The following is a 24,336-nucleotide window of genomic DNA, read 5'->3' on the forward strand; positions in this document are numbered from 1 at the left end:
GCCGGCCGTACGACAGGAGAGGCGCATCCCGGAAACGGGATGCGCCTCTCCTGTCGTACGGTGCAGCTGGCCCTGCTGCCCTCAGCAGCCCCGCTGCTAGAGCGTCGCTGTCGCGGTCAGCGTCACGTTCGAGCCCGCAGGCACCTCGACCCCCGCCGCTGGAGACTGCGTCGACACCACGAACTTGATGACTGGGTTCGGGTCGTTGACGATGCCAGGGGGCACGTTGTGGCCGACGGTCAGCCCGAGTCCCTCCAACTGCGAGATCGCCTCGGCGATGGGCTTCCCGACGACGTCCGGGAGTGTGACGGGTGCCGGGCCGCGTGAGACGGAGATGTTGATCGTGTCTCCAGGGACAACCGGGTCCGTCGTCGTGGAGAACGCGATGACGACGCCGCTCGCCACCGACGCCGAGTACTCGCGGCTGGAGACGTTCACCACGAGGCCCGCGTCTTCGATCAGCTGGGTCGCGTTGGCTTCCGTCTCGCCTGCGACGTCAGGAACGATTCCAGCCGAGGCGACCAGTCGAATCGGCTGGCCTTCAGCGAGGGTCGCGGGCAGCGGCGCCCCGTTGTTGTCGGTTGCGGAGAGGACGATGTCCGCCTCCTGATCGGAGAACTGGCGCAGCGTCGTCGCCGGGTCGTAGGTGAACCCCGCCTCGGTGATCGCGCTCTCGGCGTCCTCGAGCGTGAGCCCTTCGAGATCGGGCACGTCGAGCATCTCAGGTCCAGCGGACACCACGAGCGAGATCGGGGTCTCCGGCGCGAGGGATGTGCCCGCCTGCGGGTCCATGTCCATGACGGTGCCCGCCGCGACGTCGAGCGAGAACTCCTGCGTCACGTCGCCGACGGTGAAGCCAGCGCCCGTGATGGCGGCCTCGGCATCCGCCTGCGTCAAGGAGACCGCCTCCGGAACCGTGTCGTACGACCCCGGGCCGAGTCCGAACCACCAGCCGACGCCACCCGCGGCGGCGATCAGGGCGATGACCAGCACGGCGAGCACGGCGCCGAAGCGCCGACGCTTTCGCGCGCCTGACTCCGCCGTCGTGGTTGCCGGAGGGAGCTGGGGGGAGAGATCGGCCGCAGTGTCCTCTGGGAAGAGGGGAGGGCCGGCCATCACGGGCGGCGAGCCCGGCGTGAAGGGCTCGACGTGCCGCTCGAATGCGTCGGGAGGTGAAGACGCGGAGGAAAGCTGGCTGGTGATGGCCGCCAGCTCGGTCGGGTCGGTGTCCTCGATGTCCTCGTCGCCCGCCTGGGCCATCACGGCCGTCGCCGGGAGCGGACGTGCGGACTGCCCGAGCTCGGCCTCGGCACGACGAAGGGCCTCGAGCATGACGCCAGCATCGGCGGGGCGCAGCTCCGGGTCGCGTTCCGTCGACCACGCCACGAGCTCGTCGAGCTCGTGGGGGACGTTCGGGTTCACCTCGCTGGGCGCTGGCACCGTCTCGTTCGCGTGGCGGTACGCGATGTTCACGGGCTGGTCGCCGCGGTACGGCTGCTCACCGGTGAGCATCTCGAAGAGCATGATGCCGAGCGAGTAGATGTCGCTGCGCACATCCGCCGTGCCCTTGGTCACGAGCTCCGGGCTCAGGTACGCGATCGTGCCGAGCAGCACCTGGCCTGTCGCCGTGTTCGCGCTCGCCGCCCTGGCCAGCCCGAAGTCACTGAGCTTGATGCGGCCGTCGTCGGCGAGTAGGACGTTCTCCGGCTTGAGGTCGCGGTGCACGATGCCGAGCTTGTGCGCCGCCTGCAGGCCGGCCAGGACAGCATCCATGACATCGATGGACTGCTCAGGGGTGAGCTTGTGGTGGTCGTGGAGCAGGTCGCGCAACGTGATGCCCGGGATGTACTCCATCACCATGTAGGCGAAGACCTCGTCGTCGCCCTGGTCGTACACGTTCACGACGTTCGGGTGCGTGATCTTCGCCGCGGAGCGGGCCTCGCGGATGAATCGCTCGCGGAAGCGCTCGTCGGCCGCGAGGTGATCGTGCATCACCTTGATCGCGACGCGGCGTTCCAGGCGCAGGTCAGTGGCGACATAGACCGTAGCCATGCCGCCCTTGGCGATCAGAGAGCGCACTTGATATCGGCCGTCGATCAGACGGCCGATCATGTCGTCGGGACCAACGGGACTCACGTCGTGCAGGATAGCCCGAGCAGGCGGTCAGCCCCCGGATGAAACACCGGACGACGCCGATCAATCGCGTCGGCTCGCATCGACGGGCGGCGTCTGCGACGATGTGAGACGTGAGTGACGTCTTCAGTACCCGCGAGTGGTACACGATTCCCCAAGCCGCTGCCGAGCTCGGCGTCTCGACGGGGCGCGTGTCGACCCTGATCGAGGACAAGCAGCTGCTTTCGTTCCGCATCGAACGCGAGCCGCGCATCCCGCGAGAGTTCATCAAGGACGGGGAGCCGCTCGTCGGCCTCCGCGGCACGCTCTTCCTGCTCGCTGACGCGGGCCTGAGCGCACACGAGCAGATGGTCTGGCTCCTGAGCGTCGACGAGACGCTCGGCGTCGCACCCGTGGATGCGCTCGTCGAGGGACGCAAGACGCAGGTCCGTCACGCGGTGCAGCTGCTCGCCATCTGAGGCGTCCGCGCTCCAGCCTGGATCCCCTGCCCCGGACGCCTCCGGGTGCTCGTGGCTACTGCGCTGTGGCTCTGAGCTGTGGTTCGCCCGAGTACTCGTCGTGGTGATCGTCGGCGGGGAGCCGACGACCGGTTCCGCGGCTCTGTCAGTGCGCGCGGTGCGCGGTGCGCTCTGCGAGGTCCTCGAGCAGCTGCCGCGACTCGGTGTCGAGTTCGAGCGCAGCCAGGCCGGCGAGTGCCTCGCGCAACGACGTGCTGATGAGATCCTCGGTGCGCTGCAGTCCGCCTGACTCGGCGATGAGGGACTGCATCCACGCGATGTCGGAGTCGCTCAGGTCCGGGTCGCCGAGCAGCTCGTCGAGGCGTGCGGAGTCGGCGGGCGCCGCCAGCTCCTGCGCGGCGGCGATCATGAGCGTGCGCTTCCCTTCCCGCAGGTCGTCACCGCTCGGCTTCCCGGTCACGGCCTCGTCGCCGAAGACGCCGAGGACGTCGTCCCGGAGCTGGAAGGCGAGCCCGAGGGGCAGCCCGAATGACCGGATCTGCTCGACGTGCGAGTCCGATGCCCCTCCGAGGAGCGCGCCGAGCACGAGCGGCTCCTCGACGCTGTACCTCGCGGATTTCGAGATCGCGATGGTCTTCGCTCGAGAGGCGCGCGCGTCGATGGGGACGACCGGCCACGCGACCTCCTCCACGAGGTCGAGGTACTGTCCGACGGTCACCTCGCTGCGCATCCTGCTGAACTCCGCCCTCGCTCGCACCGCGTTCTCGGGGGAGACGAGCGCGCAGGCCTCGACGAAGAGCTGGTCGCTCCAGACGAGCAGGAGATCACCGAGCAGGATCGCGGCGCTCAGGCCGAAGTGCTTCTCGTCGCCCGCCCAGGCCGAGGCGCGGTGGTGGCGCGCGAACGCCCGATGCGTGGAGGGCGCGCCTCGCCGCGTGTCGGAGCGATCGATGATGTCGTCGTGGACGAGGGCGGCGGCGTGGAAGAACTCGATAGAGGCCGCTGCGCGGACGACGGCCTCGGTGTGCTCGCTCGTGCCGGTCGCGCTGCCGAAGCCTGCGGCGCAGAAGGAGGCGCGCAGTCGTTTTCCACCCGTCGTGAAGGTCGCGGCCTGCTCGAGGAAAGCGGGCACGTCGACACCGATCGGGCCGAGAACTCGCAGGTTCTCGTCGATTGTGGCGTCCAGGCGACGCTGGACTTTGGAGGACAGCGAAGAACTCTCAGACACGACACCACTCTACCCAGGTGCGCGCGCCTACAATGGGCGCAATACTTCGGAGCGGGGCTCCGATCGCCCCCTTGAGCACGAGGTCAACATGGCACTATCTGAGCAAGAGCAGCGGTTGCTTGATGAGATGGAGCGCAGCTTCTACCAGAACGATGCGGACGTCGTCTCCACATCGCCGAGAAGCGGTGCTGCGGTCACCACGCGAGCCGTCGTCGTCGCGTTTCTTTCTGTGGCAGTCGGCATCGGCGTCGTCGTCGCCGGCGTCGCCACGAACATCCCTGTCCTGGGGGTCATCGGGTTCGTCCTGATGCTCGCCGGCGTGGTCTACGCGTTCGCGGTCCCGAAGGGGGCTTCGGAATCCGATCCGCTGCCGACGGGTCGCCCGTCGCCGAAACGGGGCGAGTCCGCAGATGGGTCGTTCATGGACAAGCTTGGCAACCGCTGGGACAAGCGGCAGCAGGGGGAGTAGAGGGAGCGGTCTCCGAGCGGCCCCACCTCGCCCCACCACCAACCACCACTTCGCACCACCATCGGGACCGGCCACCTGGCCGGTCCCGTTTTTTGTGCCCTCGATCGCGCCAGATAGCTCCACTTCCCTCCACCATGCTGAGGCCAGTAAATTACTGGCCTCTTTTCGCATTCACAGGGAGCAAATCGAGTGTTTGCGTAGCTCAGTGGTTGGTTGTGGAGTAAAGTGGAGCATGTGGGGATTCAGCGACGGGGAGGGAGGCGTGCATGTTCCTTGGCACGTACTCGCCCAAGCTCGACGAGAAGGGGCGGCTCATCCTGCCGGCCAAGTTCCGGGACGAGCTCGCGGAGGGCGTCGTGCTGACCCGTGGGCAGGACCGCTGCGTCTATGTCTTCTCCACCAGCGAGTTCGAGGAGCTCCACAACCGCATCCGCCAGGCGCCCGTCACGAGCAAGCAGGCGCGCGACTACCTGCGCCTCCTGCTCTCCGGTGCGCACGCGGAGACGCCAGACCGCCAGAACCGGGTCACGATCCCGCAGCAGCTCAGGCAGTACGCCGGACTCGACCGCGAGCTGGCCGTCATCGGGGCGGGAACCCGCGCCGAGATCTGGGATGCCGAGGCCTGGAACACCTACGTCGAGGCCAACGAGGCCGCCTTCTCCGAGACCGCTGAGGAGGTGATCCCGGGACTCTTCTGACCCTGACCGCCGATTCTCAGCCGTTCCGCTCTGAAGCGCCTTCCCTCGCCGCAGAGCACAGCAGCACCGCAGGAGCCCCATCTGAAGCCACTTCCCCGGCGGCAGACGGAATCTCCACTTCGCTCCCCTCGCCCTCCCCGGCGAGGAGAGAGAACGGATGGGAATCAGTGATCAGGGAGGACCCCGGAACGTCATGACAGAGAACAACCAGAACGCGCAGGACAGTGGGGGCAGCGAGCGCGACCCCGCGACGCTGCACACTCCGGTCCTCCTCGAGCGCTGCGTCGAGCTCCTCGCGCCTGCCCTCCAGAACCCGGGCAGCATCTACGTCGACGCGACACTCGGCATGGGCGGGCACAGCGAGGCCGTCCTCGACCGGTGCCCGAATGCCCGCCTCGTCGGCTTCGACCGCGACTCCGAAGCACTTGGCCTCGCCGGCCGTCGACTCGCTCGCTTCGGCGACCGAGTCACGCTGGTGCACGCCGTCTACGACGAGTTCGAGTCGTCGCTCGACGAGCTCGGCATCGACACGGTCGACGCCGTCTTGTTCGACCTCGGGGTGTCCTCGCTGCAGCTCGACGAGGCGAGCCGCGGCTTCTCCTACATCCAGGACGCGCCCCTCGACATGCGCATGGATGCGACGGCGGGTGTCACGGCCGCCGAGATCGTCGCGTCCTACGGCGAGGAGGAGCTCAAGGAGCTCTTCTACCGCTACGGCGACGAGAAGCTGGCACCTCGCTACGCGAGCTGGATCGTGCGAGAGCGCGCGCAGGCGCCGATCGAGACGACGGGGCAGCTCGTCGATGTGCTCCAGCGCGCGACCCCGGCGGCGAAGCGCGACGCGGGTCACCCGGCGAAGCGCGTCTTCCAGGCGCTGCGCATCGAAGTGAACGCCGAGCTCGGCGCCCTGGAGCGCGCGCTTCCCCAGGCGCTCGACCGCGTTGTAGTCGGCGGCCGGGTCGTCGTCGAGGCCTACCAGTCGCTCGAGGATCGCTTCGTGAAGCGGCTCTTCGAGGCGAAGACCACGTCGACGGCGCCAAGTGGCTTGCCGGTCGAACTTCCAGAGCACAAGCCGGAGTTCTCGCGCCTCGTGCGCGGAGCCGAGCGCGCCGGTGCCGCAGAAGGCGAGAACAATCCACGAGCACTGCCCGTGCGCCTGCGCGCGGTTGAACGAGTGAGGAGCCCACGGACATGACGGCAGCAACGAGCATCCTTCGAGGATCCACGGCCCCCCGTCGCTCGAAGGCGGCCCCCAAGAAGCAGGCGCAGTCTCCTCGGCTGCGACTCGTCGAGGCGCCAAGCGCGCGGCGTCTGCCGAGCCTGCGCTCGATCATGATCTCGCTCGGCATCCTCGCAGGTGTGTTCGTCACGCAGCTCGCCCTGAGCATCGCGATCTCGCAGGGCGCTTACGAGGTCAGCGGCCTCGAGCAGACGCAGACGGAACTCCAGCGCGAGGAGTCGGCCGCGCTCGAGGAGCTGAGCGCCATGTCCTCCGCGCAGAACCTCGCCGTCGAGGCGACGAAGCTCGGCATGGTCCCGACCGACTCGCAGGCCTTCCTGCAGGTCGGGAGCGCCTCGCTCGCGACGGACGCGAACGCCACAGGCACGTCGGCTCCCATCAACACGGGGCTCGTCACCAACGAGGTGACCCAGCCCGCACCGGCTCCCGCTGCTGACGGAGTTTCACCGCAGCCAGCGGCGGCCCCTGAAGTACCGTCGGTCAGCGAGCTGCGCTCTCCCTCGACGAGGTAGAACCACGACCGAGGCTGATGTGCCGAGAGGCTGATCAGCTGGGAGCATCGCCGAACAAGGGGGAGGACCACCGTGTCACCGAAAGTGTCCAGGCGCAGGGCTGGCCTCGTCATCATCCTCGTGACCGCAGTGCTCATCGCCTTCGGGGTCCGCCTGATCGACGTGCAGCTCGTCTCGGCATCGACCATCAACGCCGACGCCGAATCGAAGCGCGGAGTCTCCAGCACGATCTTCAGCGAACGTGGGTCGATCGTCGACAAGAACGGCGAGATCCTCGCCGACTCCGCCGACCGCTTCGACCTCACGGTCGCTCCCGTGAACGTCAAGGAGTTCGACCGCACCGGTGACGACGGCAAGACCAGCGAGGTCTCTCGCGAGCAGGCGCTCGGTGAGATCGCCGCGATCACCGGCCAGCAGGAGGCAGAGCTCGTCGGCGTCGTGGATGCGGCCCTCGCGATCGACCCGGACAGCAACTTCGCCTACCTCAGCCGAGGCCTCGAGCTCGCCGCCTACGAGAAGATCCGGGCGCTCGAGATCCCCTGGATCTACCCGAAGCGAGAAGCCGCTCGTGTCTACCCGAACGGGCAGGTCGCCGGCAACCTCACTGGGTTCCTCGGCGCGGACGGGGAGCCGCTCGCCGGACTCGAGCTCTCAGAGAACCAGTGCCTCGCCGGCGTCGACGGCGAGGAGACCTACGAGCGCAGCGCGGACAACGTGCGCATCCCCGGCACCGAGGTCACGCTCACCGAGGCCAAGCAGGGCGGCACGCTCAAGCTCACCGTCGACGCCGACCTGCAGTGGTACGCCCTGCAGGTGCTCGCCGAGCAGGTGACCGCGATGGGCGGGAAATGGGGGCACGCGACCGTCGTGGAAGTCGAGACCGGCAAGGTCCTCGCGGTCGCCGACTACCCGTCCGTCGACCCCAACGACCCGGGAGCCACGGCAACCGAGGCTCGCGGCTCGCGCGCGTTCACCGCGCCCTACGAGCCCGGTTCGACGATGAAGGCCCTCACCGCAGCCATGGTGTTCGACAAGGGGCTCTCCACTCCCGGCGAGCAGATCACCGTTCCCGGGCGCTTCGAGCAGACCGACGTGAGCTTCGGCGACGACTGGGCGCACGGCGACGAGCGGTGGACCGCGGCTGGCATCATGACGCGCTCCTCCAACATCGGCATCGCCATGATGGGCGAACGCCTCAGCGCGAGCGAACGCTACGACTACATGCTCGACTTCGGGCTCAACGCAGACACCGAGGCCGACTTCCTCGGCGAGGAGTCCGGCACCGTCCACCCGTGGGAGGACTGGGACCCGCAGACGAACTACGCCACGATGTTCGGGCAGGGCCTGCAGGTCACCGCCCCCCAGATGGCGAGCGCCTACGCAACCATCGCGAACGGCGGCCAGCGGCTCCCCGTCCAGCTCGTCGAGGGCTGCGAGACCGAGGACGGCTTCGTCGAGACGGAACCGGGCGAGGCACGTCAGGTCGTGTCCGCGCAGGCGGCAGCCGACACGCTCACCCTCCTCGAGGCGACGGCCCAGAGCGGGAGCCTCGCCAAGGAGGTCGCGATCCCCGGATACCGAGTCGGCATCAAGACGGGCACCGCCGAGGTCTCCGCGGGCGACGGCACCTACCTGCAGGGGCAGTACATGGCCTCCATGGCCGGAGTCGCCCCCATCGACGACCCGAAGTACGTCGTGACGGTCTCGATCATGAACCCAACTACGATGACTGGAAGCGCCGCCACCGCGCCCGCATGGCACGATGTCATGGCGTACGTCCTCCAATCCAACCGGGTGGCACCATCGCCGAGTCCGTGGCCGACCATCCCGACCACGTTCTGATCCGCACTACTGCACAGGAAGTCATGCCCGCAGCAAGCATCCGTCCATCCCATCCAGTGCCGCGCTCGCTCTCCGAGCTGTGCGCGCACTTCGGACTCGACGCCCCAGAAGGCGTCGACCAGGTCGAGGTGACCGGCGTCTCCATCTCCTCGATGGATGTCGAGTCCGGCGACCTCTACGTGGGGCTGCCAGGCGCGCGAGTGCACGGCGCCAGCTACGCCGCGAAGGCCGAGGAAGCCGGCGCCGTCGCAGTCCTCACCGACGCGGCTGGCGCCGAACTCGCCGGAGAGCTCGGCATTCCCGTTCTCGTCACCGAGGAGCCGCGCCTCGCACTCGGCGACGTCTCGGCCTGGATCTACCGGACCGACCCCGACCAGCCGAAGCTCTTCGGCGTCACGGGGACCAACGGGAAGACGTCCGTCGTGTACATCCTCGACGGGCTCCTGCTGCAACTCGGCGTCGTCACCGGCCTCACGACCACCGTCGAGCGTCGCATCGGCGAGGAGCGCATCGAGGCGAGCCTGACCACCCCTGAGGCGAGCGAGCTGCACGCCCTGCTCGCCCGCATGCGCGAGGTCGGGGTGCACGCGGCCAGCATCGAGGTGTCGGCGCAGGCCGTCACCCGCCACCGTGTAGACGGCATCGAGTTCGACGTGGTCGGCTTCATCAACCTCTCGCACGACCACCTCGACGACTACGCCGACTTCGAGGAGTACTTCGGTGAGAAGCTCAAGCTCTTCACCCCGGAGCGCGCTCGGCGCGGCGTGGTGTCGCTCGACTCCGAGTGGGGCGCGCGGGTCGTGGAGGACTCCCGCATCCCCGTCACGACCATCTCCTCGAAGCCCGGAACCGACGCCGACTGGAACCTCGTCGTCACGGGCGCAGAAGGCGGCAGCACGAGCTTCACGCTCACGAGCCCCGACGACCGGGTGCTGCACTCGAGCATCCCCATGCCCGGCTGGTTCTCGGCGGCGAACGCCGGGCTCGCGATCGCGATGCTCGTCGAGTCCGGCTACGACCTCGGCGAGATCGCGGAGGTGCTCGAACGTGACGGCGGCATCGACGCGTTCGTGCCCGGACGTCTCGAGCTGGTCTCCGGAGACAAGGGGCCGCGCCTCTATGTGGACTACGGGCACACCCCGGACGCCTTCGAGCAGACGCTCGGTGCGCTGAGAGAGATGACCACGGGCCGCCTGTTCATGGTCTTCGGCGCCGACGGCGACCGCGACCGAACCAAGCGCCCGGAGATGGCGCGCGTCGCCGCGGCTGGCAGCGACGTCGTCATCATCACCGACTACAACCCGCGCACCGAGGACCCGGACGAGATCAGGAGGGTGCTCGTCGAGAGCGTGAGGGCGAGCCACCCGGAGCGGGAGCTGCACGAGATCGCCGATGCGAGCCTCGGGCTGCGCAAGGCGGTTTCGCTCGCAGGGCCAGAGGACACTATCCTCGTTGCCGGCCCAGGCCACGAGAGCTACACCGAGGTCGCGGGCAGCAAGATCCAGTATTCGGCACGAGACGAGGCCAGAGCGGCGCTCAGGGAAGCAGGGTGGTGAGCGGATGATCGAACTCCGACTTCGCGAGATCGCTGAGATCACCGGGGGAGAGGCGCACACTGCTGGCCAGGACACGCTCGAGTGCGTGTTCGCCGGCACCGTCGACACCGACTCCAGACTCATCCGGCCGGGCGACATCTTCGTCGCCAAGCCCGGAGAGGTCACCGACGGTCACCTCTTCGCGCCGAAGGCCGTCGAGAACGGTGCCTCGCTCCTCATCGTCGAACGCGTGCTCGACCTTCCTGTCACGCAGGTCGTCGTCGACGACGCGGTCCTCGCCCTCGGACGCCTCGCCACCGAAGTCGTGACCCGAGTGAAGTCCCGCGGACAGCTCGTCACGATCGCGGTCACGGGGTCGAACGGCAAGACGACGACCAAGAACCTCCTCAATGAGATCTTCTCGGCGCGAGGCGAGACCGTCGCGCCCATCGCCAGCTTCAACAACGAGGTGGGCGCGCCGCTGACGTTCCTGAAGCTCACGGAGGACACGCAGACCCTCATCGCCGAGATGGGCGCGAGCGCTCCGGGCGAGATCCGCAGGCTCATCTCGATGGCGAAGCCGGACGTCGGCATCGTCCTGACGGTCGGCCTCGCGCACGCTGGCGAGTTCGGTGGCATCGAGGTAACGCTCACCTCGAAGACCGAGATGGTGCAAGGGCTCGTCGCGGGCGACACCGCCGTGCTCAACGCCGACGACGCGCGCGTCGCCTCGATGGCAGACAAGACCGACGCGAACGTGCTGTGGTTCGGTCGAGGCGAGCGAGCGGATGTCCGCGCGAGCGACGTCTCGACGAGCCTCGACGGCACTGAGTTCACGTTGCACCTTCCCGAGCAGGAGCCCGTCGTCGTCCGCTTCAGCGTGATCGGGGAGCACCACGTCACCAACGCGCTCGCCGCCGCGGCAGCAGCCCACACGCAGGGGGTGCCGGCCACGGAGGTCCGTGACGCCCTCCAGCGCGTCACACGCGCCGAGCAGTGGCGAATGGAGCTCCAGCACGCCGGCTCCGTGCACCTCATCAACGACGCCTACAACGCGAGCCCCGACTCCATGGCCGCCGCCCTCAAGACGATCGCCCAGATCGCGCCGAGCGGCGCCCGCACGGTCGCGGTGCTCGGCGCCATGAGCGAGCTCGGGGACGCCTCCATCGAGGAGCACGACCGCCTCGGACTGCTCGCCGTTCGCCTCGGCATCGACCAGCTCATCGTCGTCGGCCGCGACGCCCGCGCGCTGCACCTCGGAGCGATCGCCCAGGGCTCCTGGGACGGAGAGTCGATCTTCGTCGAGTCGATGGACGAGGCCTACGAGCTGCTGGTCCGCGAGACGCGACCCGGCGACCTGGTCCTCGTGAAGTCATCGAACTCAGCGGGCCTCCGACACCTCGGAGACCGTTTCGCCGAGCACCTCAGGGGGCACTTCGCGTGATTGCGATCCTTATTGCCGGAGGTGTCGGGCTGGCGTTCACGCTGTTCATGACGCCGCTGTTCATCCGCCTGTTCCACAAGCTCGAGTGGGGCCAGTTCATCCGCGAGGATGGGCCGGAAGCCCACCACTCGAAGCGCGGAACCGCCACGATGGGCGGCATCGTCTTCATCGTCGGCTCCGTGCTGGCGTACTTCATCGCGACGCTGGCCACTGGCGACCAGGTCACGGCCGCCGGGCTCCTCATCCTCGGTATGATGGTCGGCCTCGGCGTCATCGGCTTCATCGACGACTTCCTGAAGGTCCGCAAGCAGCAGTCCCTCGGACTCGGTGGATGGTCGAAGATCGTCGGGCAGGTGATCGTCGCGGGACTCTTCGCGGTGATCGGCCTGCAGTACCGCAACCCCGACGGCGTCCCCGTCCTCTCGACGCACATCTCGTTCATCCGAGACCTGCCCATCGACTTCATGGCGCTCGGTGCCGTTGCCGGAACGATCGCCCTCATCGTCTGGATCGTCGTCATCACGACCGCGACGTCGAACGCCGTGAACGTGACGGACGGCCTCGACGGCCTCGCGACGGGTGCCTCCATCATCTCGATCGGCTCCTACGGCATCATCGCCTACTGGCAGTTCAACCAGGCCTGCGGCACGGAGCGCCTCGCCGAGTCGCTCGAGTCGGCCTGCTACACGGCCTACGCGCCCCTCGACGTCGCCATCGTGGCGGCAGGCATCGCTGGCGCGCTCATCGGGTTCCTCTGGTGGAACACCTCGCCGGCGCAGATCTTCATGGGGGACACGGGCTCGCTCGGCCTCGGTGGCGCCATCGCCGCCTTCGCCATCATCACCCGCACGGAGCTGCTGCTCGTCCTCATCGGCGGCCTCTTCGTCATGACCACCGGCTCCGTTATCGTGCAGCGCATCTACTTCAAGCTCACCAAGGGCAAGCGCATCTTCCTGATGAGCCCCATTCACCACCACTTCGAGCTCAAAGGGTGGGCCGAGACCACGGTCGTCGTCCGGTTCTGGATCATCGCCGGACTCTGCGCCGCCCTCGGCATCGGGCTCTTCTACGCCGAGTGGGGAGTCACGACGTGACCCGCGAGGGAGCGGGCCGCGACGTCGAGGGTCTCCGGAGCTGGCACGACGACTGGACCGGCCTGTCGGTCGCCGTGCTCGGCCTGGGGAAGACGGGGTTCTCCGTCGCGGACACCCTTGCCGAACTCGGAGCCAAGCCGCACGTCATCGCGCAGTCGCATGACGACGAACGTGAGCGCATCCTCGAGGTGCTCGACGTTCCCGTGACGATCGCCGACGGTGACGAGTCCGCCGTCGACGCGCTGAAGGCTCTGGACGCCGACCTCATCGTCGCGTCTCCCGGCTTCGCCCCGAGCCATCCCCTCATCGTCGCCGCCGACGCGCTCGACGCGCCAGTGTGGGGTGACGTCGAGCTGGCCTGGCGACTCCGCGACAAGTTCGGCGAGCCCGCTCCATGGCTCGCCGTCACGGGGACGAACGGCAAGACGACGACAACCCAGCTCGCAGCGCACATGGGACTGGCCGCAGGTATCCGGACGGCCCCCTGCGGCAACATCGGCGTGCCCGTCCTCGATGTGCTGCGCGACCCCGCCGAGTTCCAACTCCTGGTGGTCGAGCTCTCGAGCTTCCAGCTCCACTCCCTCCACTCGATGTCGGCGCACGCCGCGGTCGTCCTCAACATCGCGGACGACCACCTCGACTGGCATGGCAGTGCTGAGGCCTACCGCGCAGCGAAGGGCCGCGTCTACGAGAGAGCCCAGATCGCCTGCGTCTACAACAAGGGCGACGAGGCGACACTCGACCTCGTCGAGGCGGCCGATGTCGTCGAGGGATGCCGCGCCATCGGCTTCGGGACCGACGTGCCAGGGCCGAGCGATTTCGGAGTGGTCGACGGGATCCTCGTCGACCGTGCGTTCCTCGACGACCGAGCCCGCACCGCGCTCGAGCTCACGACCCTCGAGGAGCTGCGCCCGCGCGGGCTCTCCTCGAGGCACCTCGTGGAGGATGTGCTCGCCGCGGCCGCCCTCGTTCGGGCTGTCGGCGTCCCGGTCACCGCGATCTCCGAGGCGCTCTCGACCTTCTCGGTCGATCGGCACCGCCACGAGATCGTCGCGGAGGCTGCCGGGGTCCTCTGGGTCGACGACTCGAAGGCGACCAATGTCCACGCCGCCGACGCCTCGCTGGCCGCGCACCGCAGCGTCGTCTGGCTGGTGGGAGGGCTCCTCAAGGGAGTCGACATCGCGCCGCTCGTCGCGAAGCACGCCGGACGCCTCCGAGGTGCGGTGGCCCTCGGAGTCTCTCGATCCGAACTGGCCGACGCGTTCGCGCAACACGCCCCAGAGGTCGCGTTCATCGAGATCGACGTGAGCGACACTGACTCCATCATGGGACGCGCCGTGGCGGAAGCCGCGCGGCTCGCGCAGGACGGTGACACCGTGCTGCTCGCTCCGGCGGCAGCCTCCATGGACCAGTTCGTGAGTTACAGCGACCGTGGCCAGCGTTTCGCGCTCGCCGTCGCGTCGCATCTTGAAGGGGGCCGGCATGCCGAGACAGAAGGCTCCCAGGACCGCACCTCCGAGCCGGACACCAGCGCCGACTAGGCCAGGCGCGGGCACTCCGGCCGGTGGTTCCGCACGCAAGAGCTCCTCGAGCGCGGTCGTCGTCTCGCTCGGCAAGCGCATCCGCGGGGTCAACCGCAACTTCGTGCTCCTGCTGTCGATCACGCTGTTCCTGGTCGCCTTCGGCATCGTGATGGTGCTCTCGAGCTCCTCGGTCGAGGAGTTCGCGGGCGGGAACGCGGTCTCCGCTCGGTTCGTCAGCCAGGCGACGTTCGCGGCACTCGGCATCCCGCTCATGCTCTTCGCATCCCGGATGCCGCTCCGGTTCTGGAAGCGGATCGCCTGGCCAGCCCTCTTCGTGGCCGTCATCCTGCAGGCGCTGGTCTTCACCCCCATCGGCGTCGACGTCAACGGCAACCGGGCCTGGATCGACCTCGGCTTCACGACGATGCAGCCCGCAGAGGCGCTCAAGGTGGCGCTCGTGCTGTGGCTCGGCCTCATCCTCGGGCGCAAGCAGGGCAAGCTGCACGTCGCCAAAGAGGTCGCGGTCCCCATTCTCCCCGTCCTCGGCTTGAGCTTCGGCGTCATGGCGCTGAGCAAGGACCTCGGAACGATGATCGTCGTCGGCGCGCTCGTCCTCGGAGCGCTGTATTTCGGCGGCGTCGCATCCAGGTTCCTGTGGCTCGCCGGGTTCGTCGCCGTCGCAGCGGCGCTCCTGCTGTCGATCTTCAGCGACAACCGCATGGCACGCATCACGAACTTCTTCCAGGGAGAGGTCGACTACGAGACCTGGGGCTGGCAGAGCGCGCATGGGCTCTACGCCCTCGCCGCCGGCGGCCTGTTCGGCTCGGGGCTCGGCAACTCGAAGGCCAAGTGGTCGTGGCTGCCAGAGGCCGACAACGACTTCATCTTCGCCATCATCGGGGAGGAGCTCGGGCTCGTCGGGGCGATCATCGTCATCGGCGTCTTCGTCCTGCTCGCGGTCGTGCTCGTCCGCATCTACCACGAGGCGGAGGACTGGACGGCGAAGACCATCGTCGGTGCCGTGACGACGTGGCTGATCTTCCAGGCGTTCGTGAACATCGCCGTCGTCATCGGGTTCCTGCCGGTCCTCGGCGTGCCATTGCCGCTCGTCTCCTCCGGCGGATCGGCCCTCATCACGACCCTCTTCGCAATCGGCATAGTCTTGTCGATCGCCCGCAACCCGAAGCGATCGGAGTCCCGCACGTGACCAACTACCTGCTCGCCGGAGGCGGCACGGCCGGCCACGTCAACCCGCTGCTCGCGGTCGCGGATGCGCTGCGCGAACGCGACCCCGACTCGAAGATCCTCGTGCTCGGCACGAAAGAGGGGCTGGAGGCTCGGCTCGTTCCCGCCCGCGGCTACGAGCTCCTCACGATTCCGAAGCTGCCCTTCCCTCGACGCCCGGGCATGCAGGTGCTGACGTTCCTGCCGCGACTCCGTGAGACGGTCGCCTCCGTGCGCCGGATGCTCGACGAGCACAGCATCGACGCGGTCGCCGGCTTCGGCGGGTACGCGGCGGCCCCCGCCTACCTGGCAGCACGGGGTCGGGTCCCCAGCGTCGTGCACGAAGCCAACGCGCACCCCGGGATGGCCAACAAGCTCGGCGCGCGCTGGGCGAAGCGCGTGGGCGTCGCCTTCGACGGCACCCCCCTCCGCGGTGCCGTGACCGTCGGGATGCCCCTCAGGGCTGAGATCGAGCACCTCGACCGCGCCGCGAAGCGCGACGAGGCTGTCAGGTTCTTCGGGCTGGCCCCCGACCGTCGCACGCTCCTGGTCACCGGCGGCTCGCTCGGCGCGAGGCGCGTCAACGAGACGGTCCGGGCCGTCGTGCCCGAGCTCATCTCCGAGGGCTGGCAGGTCCTTCACCTCGTCGGCGGGCTCTCGAAGTTCGAGCACGACCACGTCGAGGGCTACCACGTGCTCGAGTACTGCGACCGCATGGACCTCGCGTTCGCCGCCGCCGACCTGGTCGTCGCGCGTGCGGGCGCATCCACCGTCAGCGAGCTCGGCGTCGTCGGCCTCCCGGCTGTCTACATCCCGTACCCCGCCGCCACCGGCGACCACCAGACCACCAACATCCGCTCCGTCCTGTCCGCAGGTGGTGCCATACGGGTGGCCGACGCGGACTTCACGCCCGAGTGGGCGTCGAAGGAGCTCCTCGCCCTCGCCCGCGACGATGACCGCCGAGCCCGAATGGAGCAGGCGACTCGCGCATCAGCGCAGCGCGACGGGGCCTCGCGGGTCGTCGCCCTGCTGGACCAGGCGGTCGAGGACGCTCGGACCGGATAGGCGCCTTCGGACGTGAAGGCGGAGTACCCTCGACCATCGACGCGGAAGAGACCGCGCAGCTCGCAGATCGAGCGAACTCAGGAGCAGCAATGATCAATCCAGACGCCACCGCGCAGATTCCCGACGACATCGGGAACGTGCACTTCATCGGCATCGGCGGCTCAGGCATGAGCGGTATCGCGCGCATGATGCTCGACCGAGGCCTGACGATCTCCGGAAGCGACCGGACAGAGAACTACGCGACACGAGAGCTGCGCGATCGAGGCGCGCGTGTCGAGATCGGCCACGCGGCGGAGCACCTCGGCGACGCGGACACCGTCGTCGTCACCAGCGCACTCTGGCCCGACAACCCCGAACTCGTCCTCGCGAAGGAGCGTGGGCTGAACATCCTGCACCGCTCGCAGGCGCTCGTCTGGCTCACGCGCGGCAGCCGACTCGTCTCCGTCGCCGGGGCGCACGGCAAGACGACCTCGACGGGCATGATCGTGACCGCGCTCGACGCCCTCGACGCGGCCCCGAGCTTCGTCAACGGCGGGATCATCTCAGCGCTGGGAACGAGCTCAGCCGTCGGAAGCGGCGAGGCGTTCGTCGTCGAGGCCGACGAGTCCGACGGGTCCTTCCTGTTCTATGACACGGCGATCGCCCTCATCACGAACGTCGACAACGACCACCTCGATCACTACGGCAGCGTCGAGGCCTTCGAGGCCGCGTTCGTCCAGTTCGCGGATGCCGCCAGCGAGGCAGTGGTCATCTCGAGCGACGACGCACTCGCCGTCGAGCTGACCGAAAAGCTCACCCACAAGCGGGTACTGACCTTCGGGCAGGCTCCGTCCGCCGACGCGCGCGTCTCCGACATCGCATCCGAGGGTGGCGAGACCCGCTTCACCGTCACCTGGCAGGGTGTCGACTACCCGGCGCTCCTGCACGTGCCCGGCGTCCACAACGCGCTCAACGCGACCGGCGCGTTCGTCGTCCTCGTCCAGCTCGGCTTCGAGCCCGCCGCCGTCCTCGACGCGCTCTCGACGTTCGGCGGCACCAAGCGGCGCTTCGAACTCCACGGAACGGTCGGCGGAGTGAGCGTCTACGACGACTACGCCCATCACCCCGCCGAGGTCGAGGCGGCACTCTCGGCTGCCCGCACCGTCGTCGGCTCCGGACGCCTCATCGCCGTGCACCAGCCGCACCTGTACTCGCGGACGCGAGACATGAGCGACGTCTTCGCCGCGGTGTACGAGCGTCTCGCCGACGAGACCGTCGTGCTCGACGTGTGCGGCGCACGCGAGGATCCGATCCCCGGCGTCACGGGCGCGCTGGTCGAAGAGGCATTCGCCGACCGCAGCAAGGTCGCCTACCGCCCCGACTGGCAGGATGCGGCCGACACGGTCGCCGAGATCTCCCGGGACGGCGACTTCGTCATCACCTTCGGCTGCGGCGACGTCAACCTCATCGTGCCCCAGCTCCTCGAGGCGCTCGGCGCGAAGGAGCCAGGCAAGCCGTGAGCGTGCTCGGCGACGATGCGCGCCGATTCACCTGGCGCGCCAGACGACGCCGCCGCATCCTGATCTGGGTCGCGGCGGCGGTGGCCGCACTCGTCGCGTTCGTCGCGGTCGCCGTGTACAGCCCCATCATGTCCGTCCGCGAGATCGTCGTCGCCGGCACGCAGCGCGTCGACGCGACGCAGGTCGACGAGTCGCTCGCCGACCTGCACGGGCAGCCCCTGGCGCTCGTCACGAACGACGACGTGGAGAGCCGACTCCAGTCGTACGTGATGGTGCAGAGCTACTCGATCCGCGTCGAGCCGCCGAGCCGTCTTGTCGTCACGATCGTCGAGCGCTCGCCGATCGGCGCGGTCGCCGTGCCAGCGGGATACGACGTCATGGACGCGGCCGGTGTCGTGCTGTGGACCCAGCCGGAACCCGCGGGGGATATCCCGACTCTCGAGCTGGGTGGGCAGGGCATCGACTCGGAGGCATTCGCCTCAGCCTCGGCGGTGTCCCTCGCACTGCCCGTGGACTTTCGGTCCGGCGTCGCGACCGTGACGGCGAGGAGTATCGACGACGTCCGGTTGACGATGCGCAGCGGCGCCGAGGTCGTGTGGGGGAGCGCCGAGAACTCCGATCGCAAGGCGGAGGTGCTCGCTGCTCTGGTGGCGGCGACGGGCGACCAGTCCATCACCAGCTACGACGTCTCGAGCCCGGAGACCCCGGTCACTCGCTGAGGCGTCCTCCGGACCACGGTGCCGAACCTTCAAGTGAGGGTTGAAGCGACTCGGCGGCATTCGGCGCGCAAAACGCAACACACCTGCGGACTGCACGGATGGGGCGGCGTTCGCGACCTAGCGTCGAAGCAAGCAATCAGGAAACAGCATATCTCTGAGCTTCAAGTAGAGGTTGAAGCTCGTACGCAGTCGCCAGCGGTGACTTGTCGAGGTGTGCGCTCCGTTCTTCAACCACACCACACGCCAACGAGGGGCCGGACACGTGTCGAACACCAACAACTACCTCGCCGTCATCAAGGTCGTCGGCATCGGCGGCGGCGGCGTCAATGCAGTCAACAGAATGATCGAGCTCGGCCTCCGCGGCGTGGAGTTCATCGCGATCAACACCGACGCGCAGGCGCTGCTCATGAGCGACGCCGACGTCAAGCTCGACGTCGGTCGCGAGCTGACACGTGGTCTCGGTGCCGGGGCTGACCCGGAGGTCGGCCGCCGCGCAGCCGAGGACCACGCCGAGGAGATCGAGCAGGCGCTCGCCGGCGCCGACATGGTCTTCGTCACGGCTGGCGAGGGTGGCGGAACCGGAACAGGGGGCGCTCCCGTCGTCGCGCGCATCGCGAAGTCGATCGGCGCGCTCACCATCGGTGTCGTCACCAAGCCGTTCAGCTTCGAGGGCCGCCGCCGCATGCAGCAGGCCGAGCAGGGTGTCGCCACCCTGAAGGAAGAAGTCGACACCCTCATCGTCGTCCCGAACGACCGCCTCCTGGAGATCAGCGACCGCGGCATCTCGATGATCGAGGCGTTCTCGACGGCCGACCAGGTGCTCCTTGCCGGTGTGCAGGGCATCACCGACCTGATCACGACCCCGGGTCTCATCAACCTCGACTTCGCCGACGTCAAATCGGTCATGCAGGGTGCGGGCTCCGCGCTCATGGGCATCGGCTCGTCCAGGGGTGCCGACCGGGCGATCAAGGCAGCGGAACTCGCGGTCGCGTCGCCGCTCCTCGAGGCGAGCATCGAAGGTGCCCACGGCGTCCTGCTCTCCATCCAGGGCGGTTCGAACCTCGGCATCTTCGAGATCAACGACGCAGCGAAGCTCGTGCAGGAGGCCGTCCACCAGGAGGCCAACATCATCTTCGGTGCGGTCATCGACGACACGCTCGGCGACGAGGTGCGCGTCACCGTCATCGCGGCGGGCTTCGCCGGGGGCGAGCCCAAGACGCTGCAGGAGCAGCAGTCCGTGCCAGCGCCCGCGGCCGCGCCTGTCCAGCAGGCGAACACCGGCGCCATCGGTCTCGGTGCGGCCGCGGCCGCTGTCGCCTCCGCACCGTCCGTGCCCGTCGAGCGCGAGCCCGTGCAGGCGCCAGCACCGGTCTCGCAGGCTCCCGCCTGGTCGACGGCCGAGGCGCCCACCATCGCGCCTCGCCGCGAGCCGGAGGCGGCCTACGACGACGCCGAGGACATCCTCGACGTTCCGGACTTCCTCAAGTAGAGCGCGAATGCCAGAGCAAGCTGCAGAGGCGCTCGGCCAGGGTCATCAGACGCTGTCCGAGCGCCTCTCGGCCGTCCAGACCGCCATTCGTGAGAGCTGTCTCAGCGCGGGACGCGACCCCTCCGAGGTCACCCTCATCCCCGTCACGAAGTTCCAAGGCCCCGAACTCGTCGCCGACCTCGTTGACCTCGGCGTCCGTCGCTTCGCGGAGAGCAGGCACCCGGAGGCCAGAGACAAGGCCGCGGCGCTCGCAGAGCGCGCCGACCTCGAATGGCACTTCGTCGGTCAGATCCAGACGAAGAAGGCGCGCCAGATCGCCCAGTACGTGGATGCCGTGCATTCGATCGACAGGGGTGGGCTCGTCGACGCACTGTCGAACATCGAGCGGGCACACCCGCTTCGCGTGTTCGTGCAGGTCAACATGACCCCGGATCCCGCCAGGGGCGGCGTCCAGCCCGCGGAGTTGGAGGCGCTCGTCGAGCAGGTCCTGCGTACCGAGTCGCTCGACCTCCAAGGCCTCATGTGCGTCGCGCCACTGGGGGAGGAGCCACGCGCGGCCTTCGCCGAGCTCCGGGCGCTCGGGCAGCGCATCCGACCGCTTGCTCCGTCGGCGACCGCACTGTCGATGGGCATGTCCAACGACTTCGCAGAAGCCATCGAAAACGGTGCGACACACCTCAGAATCGGCGCGGCAATCACGGGAAAGCGACCCGAACGGACGTAGCGTGGGGGCACGCCGAACACACGGAGGAGCACAATGGCCAACCCGCTGCGCAATGCCATGGTCTACCTGGGCCTTGCTGACGAAGACGAGCAGAATCTGCACGACGAGACGCCACAGGCGCAGCAGCAGAGGCAGTCGCCAGCCGCGGCACCTTCGCCGCAGCTCTCTCCGGTCGTCACGGAGCGCCCGAAGCCGGCGCCAGTGACCCCGATCACCAAAGCTCCCAAGCACACTTCAACCCCGGCGATGGCGGAAATGAACGAGATCCTCACGGTCCACCCGAAGGCCTACAACAAAGACGCGCAGGTCATCGCCGAGAACTTCCGCGATGGCGTCCCCGTCATCATGAACCTCTCCGAGATGGACGAGGCCGAGGCGCGTCGCCTCATCGACTTCGCGAGTGGGCTCTCCCAGGGCCTCTATGGCAAGATCGAGCGCGTGACGAGCCGGGTGTTCCTGCTCTCGCCTCAGCACATCGCCGTCCACGGCGAGTCCAGCAAGCTGGAGGCGGAGAAGGAAGCCTCGTTCTTCCAGTAGACCCCAACCAGCCTGACTCTGCCGAGCGGCAGAGCGGCCCGCTTTCGCGCGAACGGTGAGACGGTGCATCCAGAGGGTGCACCGTCGCCGTGTCTGCACGACAACATCTCAGGAAACGAATGAATATCCTCGGCGCGATCCTCGGCTTCGTCATCGGCCTCTACATCATGGTGATGTGGGGTCGGCTGATCCTCGACTACGCGCGCATGTTCGCGCCTCGGTGGAAGCCGAAGGGATTCGTGCTCGTCCTCTGCGAGGGCGTCTACTCGCTGACCGACCCGCCCCTTCGTGCGGTCCGCAAAGTCGTGCCTCCGCTTCGCATCGGCAACATCGCCCTCGACCTCGCCTGGATCATCGTCATGTTCGCGCTGGTCATCACGTCGAATCTCGTGCGCCTGCTCTAAGCCGTGAGCTCTCTCCATTAGGTGAATGGCGACTTTCCCGACAGAATGTGACGCACGGGACCCAAGTGCCGTAATGTGACCTATGTGCTGCGCAGCACAGCAACGTTCTGCGTGCACATCTGGGCAACGCTAGTGTTGTCACGCCAGACCCAGAGTCTGCTCATCAGACCCAGAGTCTTTTCCAGATACAGACCAATCGCAGAGAGAGTCGAAAGGTGGCCGACATGGCACTCACTCCTGAGGACGTCATCAACAAACGCTTCCAGCAGACCAAGTTCCGCGAGGGGTACGACCAGGACGAGGTCGACGACTTCCTCGACGAGGTCGTTGCAGAAATGCGCCGCCTCGTGGGGGAGAACGAGCAGCTTCGTCAGCAGCTCGAAGAGGCAGAGGCGCGCGCCAGCAGCGCGCCGGCAGCCGCAGCTCCCGCCCCGGTCGAGGAGCCCAGCGTCGAGGTCGAGGCAGCTCCCGAGCCAGAGCCTGAGCCCATCGCGCCGCTCGCGCAGCCTGCAGCTCCCGCTCCCGTCGCCGTAGAGGGTGCCGACGAGGCCGAGACGAGCAGCTCGCTCATCGCCCTCGCCCGCCGCCTTCACGACGAGCACGTCGAAGAGGGAACGCGCAAGCGCGACGAGATCATCGCCACGGGCGAGACCCGTGCTCGTGAGATCATCGCCGAGTCCGAGACCCGCGCACGTCAGATCGAGGGCGACAGCGAGAAGCGCGCCCGCGAGATCACGGTCGAGTCCGAGGGCCGTGCCCGCACGATCGTCACCGAGGCCGAGGCCAAGGAACGCGAGACGATCGGTCGACTCGAGGAGGCCAAGACAAAGCTCGAGGCCCGTATCGAGGAGCTCCGCATCTTCGAGCGCGAGTACCGCAACAACCTCCGCTCCTACATCGAAGGCCAGCTCAACGACCTGAACCGTCAGGCCAGCGACGTCCTCGAAGGCTCCGCACCAGCGGGCCAGTAGCACTCGGAACGTGGAGGACACACCTCTGCAGACCACCGAACGGCGATCGCGTCCGAGCATCCGCATTCTTGCGTTGCTCGCCGCGGTCGCCGTCGGCGCGTTTGCGCTTGACCAGATATCCAAGGCGCTTGTCGTCTCCTCGATGACTGAGGGGCAGACGATCGAGGCGCTCGGTGGCTTCCTGCAGTGGCACTTCGTCAGGAACCCGGGCGCTGCGTTCTCGTTCGCCGCAGGCTCCACGTGGATCTTCACGGGCGTGTCGACGGTCATGGTCATCGTCATCTTGGTCGTTGCTCGCCGGCTCGCGTCGAAGCGCTGGGCCGCAGTGTTCGGACTCGTGCTCGGTGGCGCTCTCGGCAACCTCTTCGACCGGCTCTTCCGCGAGCCCGGCTTCGGCGTCGGCCACGTCATCGACTTCATCTACACGCCGTGGATGCTCCCGGCGATCTACAACGTCGCCGACATGTGCATCGTCGTGGGGATGTCGGCGTTCGTGCTGCTCACCCTGTTCGACATCGGTTTCGACGGCAAGCGCCGCCCCAAGGCGAAGAAGGACGCGTAATGCAATCCAGGACGATCCCGATCCCTGACGGTCTCGAGGGCACCCGCGTCGACGCGGGTGTCTCCAAGCTCCTCGGTCTCAGCAGGACGCAGGTCGCTGATATCGCGGCGGCGGGCGGGATCACGATCGACGGAAAGCCAGTCGGCAAATCCGACCGGATGACAGCCGGTGCCGTCATCTCCATCGAGTGGGAGCAGGCCGGGCCGGTGAAGGTCATTCCGATCGCCGTGCCCGACCTCAAGATCGTGCACGACGAGGACGACTTCGTCGTCATCGACAAGCCCGTCGGCGTCGCCGCGCACCCGTCGATCGGCTGGGACGGCCCCACCGTGCTCGGCGCGCTCGCCGCGGCAGGATTCACCATCTCGACCTCCGGGCAGTCGGAGCGCCAGGGCATCGTGCACCGTCTGGATGCAGGCACGAGCGGACTCATGGTCGTGGCGAAGAGCGAGCTGTCGTACGCGCAGCTCAAGAAGGCCTTCCACGATCGCCAGGTCGAGAAGGTCTACCACGCGGTCGTCCAGGGGCACCCTGACCCACTGTCCGGCACGATCGACGCCCCCATCGGCCGGCACCCCGGATCGTCGTGGAAGTTCGCTGTCACGAGCGACGGCAAGCCGTCGGTCACCCACTACGAGACCGTCGAGGCGTTCCGCCGGGGAGCACTGCTCGAGGTCCATCTCGAAACCGGGCGCACCCACCAGATCCGCGTGCACATGGCCGCTCAACGGCACCCATGCATCGGGGACCCGCTGTACGGCTCCGACCCGGTCGTGGCCGCCAAGCTCGGCCTCAAGCGACAGTGGCTGCACGCCAAGGAGCTCGGCTTCGCCCATCCCCGCACGGGTGAGCCCGTCCGCTTCACCACCGAGTACCCAGACGACCTGGCGCACGCGCTCGAGCTGCTGCGCGACGGCGAGCTGTAGTCCACAGCCTCGTCCGCGAAGGCGCTCCGGCGACCTAAGA

At 68.1% G+C, this 24,336-nt stretch carries 23 protein-coding genes; 21 read left to right on the forward strand and 2 right to left on the reverse strand.

What is annotated here, in order from left to right:
• Positions 1-96: 96 nt before the first annotated feature.
• Positions 97-2,112 (reverse strand): Stk1 family PASTA domain-containing Ser/Thr kinase, encoded by a 2,016-nt coding sequence (gene pknB / locus C5C17_RS07900; protein ID WP_104252819.1) that lies wholly within the window; start codon positions 2,110-2,112, stop codon positions 97-99.
• A 134-nt stretch (positions 2,113-2,246) separates the two neighbouring features.
• Here pknB and C5C17_RS07905 point away from each other — a divergent pair, with 134 nt between their 5' ends.
• On the forward strand, positions 2,247-2,591 hold the full coding sequence (locus C5C17_RS07905) for an Rv2175c family DNA-binding protein (protein ID WP_104252820.1): 345 nt from the start codon (positions 2,247-2,249) through the stop codon (positions 2,589-2,591).
• Positions 2,592-2,736: 145 nt separating this feature from the next.
• Here C5C17_RS07905 and C5C17_RS07910 read toward each other — a convergent pair whose 3' ends face one another.
• Positions 2,737-3,819, reverse strand: a complete 1,083-nt coding sequence (locus C5C17_RS07910; protein WP_104252821.1) for a polyprenyl synthetase family protein — start codon at positions 3,817-3,819, stop codon at positions 2,737-2,739.
• Positions 3,820-3,907: 88 nt separating this feature from the next.
• Here C5C17_RS07910 and C5C17_RS07915 point away from each other — a divergent pair, with 88 nt between their 5' ends.
• From C5C17_RS07915 to C5C17_RS08010, 20 genes are all read left to right on the forward strand, one after another.
• Positions 3,908-4,288 carry a DUF3040 domain-containing protein gene (locus C5C17_RS07915; RefSeq protein WP_104252822.1) on the forward strand — a complete coding sequence of 127 codons (381 nt, stop codon included), beginning with the start codon at positions 3,908-3,910 and terminating at the stop codon, positions 4,286-4,288.
• 266 nt (positions 4,289-4,554) lie between these two features.
• A complete protein-coding gene (gene mraZ, locus C5C17_RS07920) occupies positions 4,555-4,986 on the forward strand; it encodes a division/cell wall cluster transcriptional repressor MraZ (protein ID WP_104252823.1) in 432 nt (143 codons plus the stop codon).
• Positions 4,987-5,179: 193 nt separating this feature from the next.
• On the forward strand, positions 5,180-6,181 hold the full coding sequence (rsmH, locus tag C5C17_RS07925; RefSeq protein WP_104252969.1) for a 16S rRNA (cytosine(1402)-N(4))-methyltransferase RsmH: 1,002 nt from the start codon (positions 5,180-5,182) through the stop codon (positions 6,179-6,181).
• The gene (locus C5C17_RS07930) at positions 6,178-6,738 is read left to right on the forward strand and encodes a hypothetical protein (RefSeq protein WP_104252824.1); all 561 of its coding nucleotides are present in this window, start codon (positions 6,178-6,180) and stop codon (positions 6,736-6,738) included. Before rsmH ends, C5C17_RS07930 begins: the two co-directional genes overlap by 4 nt.
• Positions 6,739-6,810: 72 nt before the next feature.
• The gene (locus tag C5C17_RS07935; protein ID WP_104252825.1) at positions 6,811-8,580 is read left to right on the forward strand and encodes a penicillin-binding protein 2; all 1,770 of its coding nucleotides are present in this window, start codon (positions 6,811-6,813) and stop codon (positions 8,578-8,580) included.
• 23 nt (positions 8,581-8,603) lie between these two features.
• On the forward strand, positions 8,604-10,136 hold the full coding sequence (locus C5C17_RS07940) for a Mur ligase family protein (protein WP_104252826.1): 1,533 nt from the start codon (positions 8,604-8,606) through the stop codon (positions 10,134-10,136).
• Positions 10,137-10,140: 4 nt separating this feature from the next.
• On the forward strand, positions 10,141-11,559 hold the full coding sequence (gene murF / locus C5C17_RS07945) for a UDP-N-acetylmuramoyl-tripeptide--D-alanyl-D-alanine ligase (RefSeq protein WP_104252827.1): 1,419 nt from the start codon (positions 10,141-10,143) through the stop codon (positions 11,557-11,559).
• Positions 11,556-12,653 carry a phospho-N-acetylmuramoyl-pentapeptide-transferase gene (gene mraY, locus C5C17_RS07950; protein ID WP_104252828.1) on the forward strand — a complete coding sequence of 366 codons (1,098 nt, stop codon included), beginning with the start codon at positions 11,556-11,558 and terminating at the stop codon, positions 12,651-12,653. The genes murF and mraY overlap by 4 nt, the downstream gene beginning before the upstream one ends.
• The gene (gene murD, locus C5C17_RS07955; protein WP_258066068.1) at positions 12,650-14,194 is read left to right on the forward strand and encodes a UDP-N-acetylmuramoyl-L-alanine--D-glutamate ligase; all 1,545 of its coding nucleotides are present in this window, start codon (positions 12,650-12,652) and stop codon (positions 14,192-14,194) included. Before mraY ends, murD begins: the two co-directional genes overlap by 4 nt.
• On the forward strand, positions 14,136-15,383 hold the full coding sequence (ftsW, locus tag C5C17_RS07960) for a putative lipid II flippase FtsW (protein WP_104252830.1): 1,248 nt from the start codon (positions 14,136-14,138) through the stop codon (positions 15,381-15,383). The genes murD and ftsW overlap by 59 nt, the downstream gene beginning before the upstream one ends.
• Entirely contained in the window at positions 15,380-16,465 is a 1,086-nt protein-coding gene (gene murG / locus C5C17_RS07965; RefSeq protein WP_104252831.1) for an undecaprenyldiphospho-muramoylpentapeptide beta-N-acetylglucosaminyltransferase, read from the forward strand. Before ftsW ends, murG begins: the two co-directional genes overlap by 4 nt.
• Positions 16,466-16,554: 89 nt before the next feature.
• Positions 16,555-17,964 (forward strand): UDP-N-acetylmuramate--L-alanine ligase, encoded by a 1,410-nt coding sequence (gene murC / locus C5C17_RS07970; RefSeq protein WP_104252832.1) that lies wholly within the window; start codon positions 16,555-16,557, stop codon positions 17,962-17,964.
• Positions 17,961-18,683 (forward strand): FtsQ-type POTRA domain-containing protein, encoded by a 723-nt coding sequence (locus C5C17_RS07975; RefSeq protein ID WP_104252833.1) that lies wholly within the window; start codon positions 17,961-17,963, stop codon positions 18,681-18,683. Before murC ends, C5C17_RS07975 begins: the two co-directional genes overlap by 4 nt.
• A gap of 262 nt (positions 18,684-18,945) precedes the next feature.
• Positions 18,946-20,172 carry a cell division protein FtsZ gene (ftsZ, locus tag C5C17_RS07980; protein ID WP_104252834.1) on the forward strand — a complete coding sequence of 409 codons (1,227 nt, stop codon included), beginning with the start codon at positions 18,946-18,948 and terminating at the stop codon, positions 20,170-20,172.
• Positions 20,173-20,179: 7 nt separating this feature from the next.
• On the forward strand, positions 20,180-20,896 hold the full coding sequence (locus C5C17_RS07985; RefSeq protein ID WP_104252835.1) for a YggS family pyridoxal phosphate-dependent enzyme: 717 nt from the start codon (positions 20,180-20,182) through the stop codon (positions 20,894-20,896).
• A 33-nt stretch (positions 20,897-20,929) separates the two neighbouring features.
• On the forward strand, positions 20,930-21,433 hold the full coding sequence (locus C5C17_RS07990) for a cell division protein SepF (protein ID WP_104252836.1): 504 nt from the start codon (positions 20,930-20,932) through the stop codon (positions 21,431-21,433).
• A 119-nt stretch (positions 21,434-21,552) separates the two neighbouring features.
• Complete coding sequence (locus C5C17_RS07995) at positions 21,553-21,837, forward strand: YggT family protein (protein ID WP_104252837.1); 285 nt, start codon at positions 21,553-21,555, stop codon at positions 21,835-21,837.
• Positions 21,838-22,061: 224 nt separating this feature from the next.
• Positions 22,062-22,808: a DivIVA domain-containing protein gene (locus C5C17_RS08000; RefSeq protein WP_104252838.1), complete on the forward strand. Its 747-nt coding sequence runs from the start codon at positions 22,062-22,064 to the stop codon at positions 22,806-22,808.
• Positions 22,809-22,818: 10 nt separating this feature from the next.
• Complete coding sequence (gene lspA, locus C5C17_RS08005; RefSeq protein WP_258066069.1) at positions 22,819-23,370, forward strand: signal peptidase II; 552 nt, start codon at positions 22,819-22,821, stop codon at positions 23,368-23,370.
• Positions 23,370-24,296, forward strand: coding sequence for an RluA family pseudouridine synthase (locus C5C17_RS08010; RefSeq protein ID WP_104252839.1), 927 nt, complete (start codon positions 23,370-23,372; stop codon positions 24,294-24,296). The genes lspA and C5C17_RS08010 overlap by 1 nt, the downstream gene beginning before the upstream one ends.
• The last annotated feature ends 40 nt before the right edge of the window (positions 24,297-24,336 follow it).

Origin of the sequence: Pseudoclavibacter sp. RFBA6 (assembly GCF_002931575.1) — a bacterium.
GTDB classification, from domain to species: domain Bacteria; phylum Actinomycetota; class Actinomycetes; order Actinomycetales; family Microbacteriaceae; genus Pseudoclavibacter; species Pseudoclavibacter terrae.

Excerpts from the sequence above, each read along its gene's own strand:
- pknB (WP_104252819.1), bottom strand. The coding sequence starts at position 2,112 with ATGATCGGCCGTCTGATCGACGGCCGATATCAAGTGCGCTCTCTGATC.
- C5C17_RS07915 (WP_104252822.1), top strand. The coding sequence starts at position 3,908 with ATGGCACTATCTGAGCAAGAGCAGCGGTTGCTTGATGAGATGGAGCGC.
- mraZ (WP_104252823.1), top strand. The coding sequence starts at position 4,555 with ATGTTCCTTGGCACGTACTCGCCCAAGCTCGACGAGAAGGGGCGGCTC.
- rsmH (WP_104252969.1), top strand. The coding sequence starts at position 5,180 with ATGACAGAGAACAACCAGAACGCGCAGGACAGTGGGGGCAGCGAGCGC.
- C5C17_RS07930 (WP_104252824.1), top strand. The coding sequence starts at position 6,178 with ATGACGGCAGCAACGAGCATCCTTCGAGGATCCACGGCCCCCCGTCGC.
- C5C17_RS07940 (WP_104252826.1), top strand. The coding sequence starts at position 8,604 with ATGCCCGCAGCAAGCATCCGTCCATCCCATCCAGTGCCGCGCTCGCTC.
- murF (WP_104252827.1), top strand. The coding sequence starts at position 10,141 with ATGATCGAACTCCGACTTCGCGAGATCGCTGAGATCACCGGGGGAGAG.
- ftsW (WP_104252830.1), top strand. The coding sequence starts at position 14,136 with ATGCCGAGACAGAAGGCTCCCAGGACCGCACCTCCGAGCCGGACACCA.
- murC (WP_104252832.1), top strand. The coding sequence starts at position 16,555 with ATGATCAATCCAGACGCCACCGCGCAGATTCCCGACGACATCGGGAAC.
- C5C17_RS07985 (WP_104252835.1), top strand. The coding sequence starts at position 20,180 with ATGCCAGAGCAAGCTGCAGAGGCGCTCGGCCAGGGTCATCAGACGCTG.
- C5C17_RS07990 (WP_104252836.1), top strand. The coding sequence starts at position 20,930 with ATGGCCAACCCGCTGCGCAATGCCATGGTCTACCTGGGCCTTGCTGAC.
- C5C17_RS07995 (WP_104252837.1), top strand. The coding sequence starts at position 21,553 with ATGAATATCCTCGGCGCGATCCTCGGCTTCGTCATCGGCCTCTACATC.
- C5C17_RS08000 (WP_104252838.1), top strand. The coding sequence starts at position 22,062 with ATGGCACTCACTCCTGAGGACGTCATCAACAAACGCTTCCAGCAGACC.
- C5C17_RS08010 (WP_104252839.1), top strand. The coding sequence starts at position 23,370 with ATGCAATCCAGGACGATCCCGATCCCTGACGGTCTCGAGGGCACCCGC.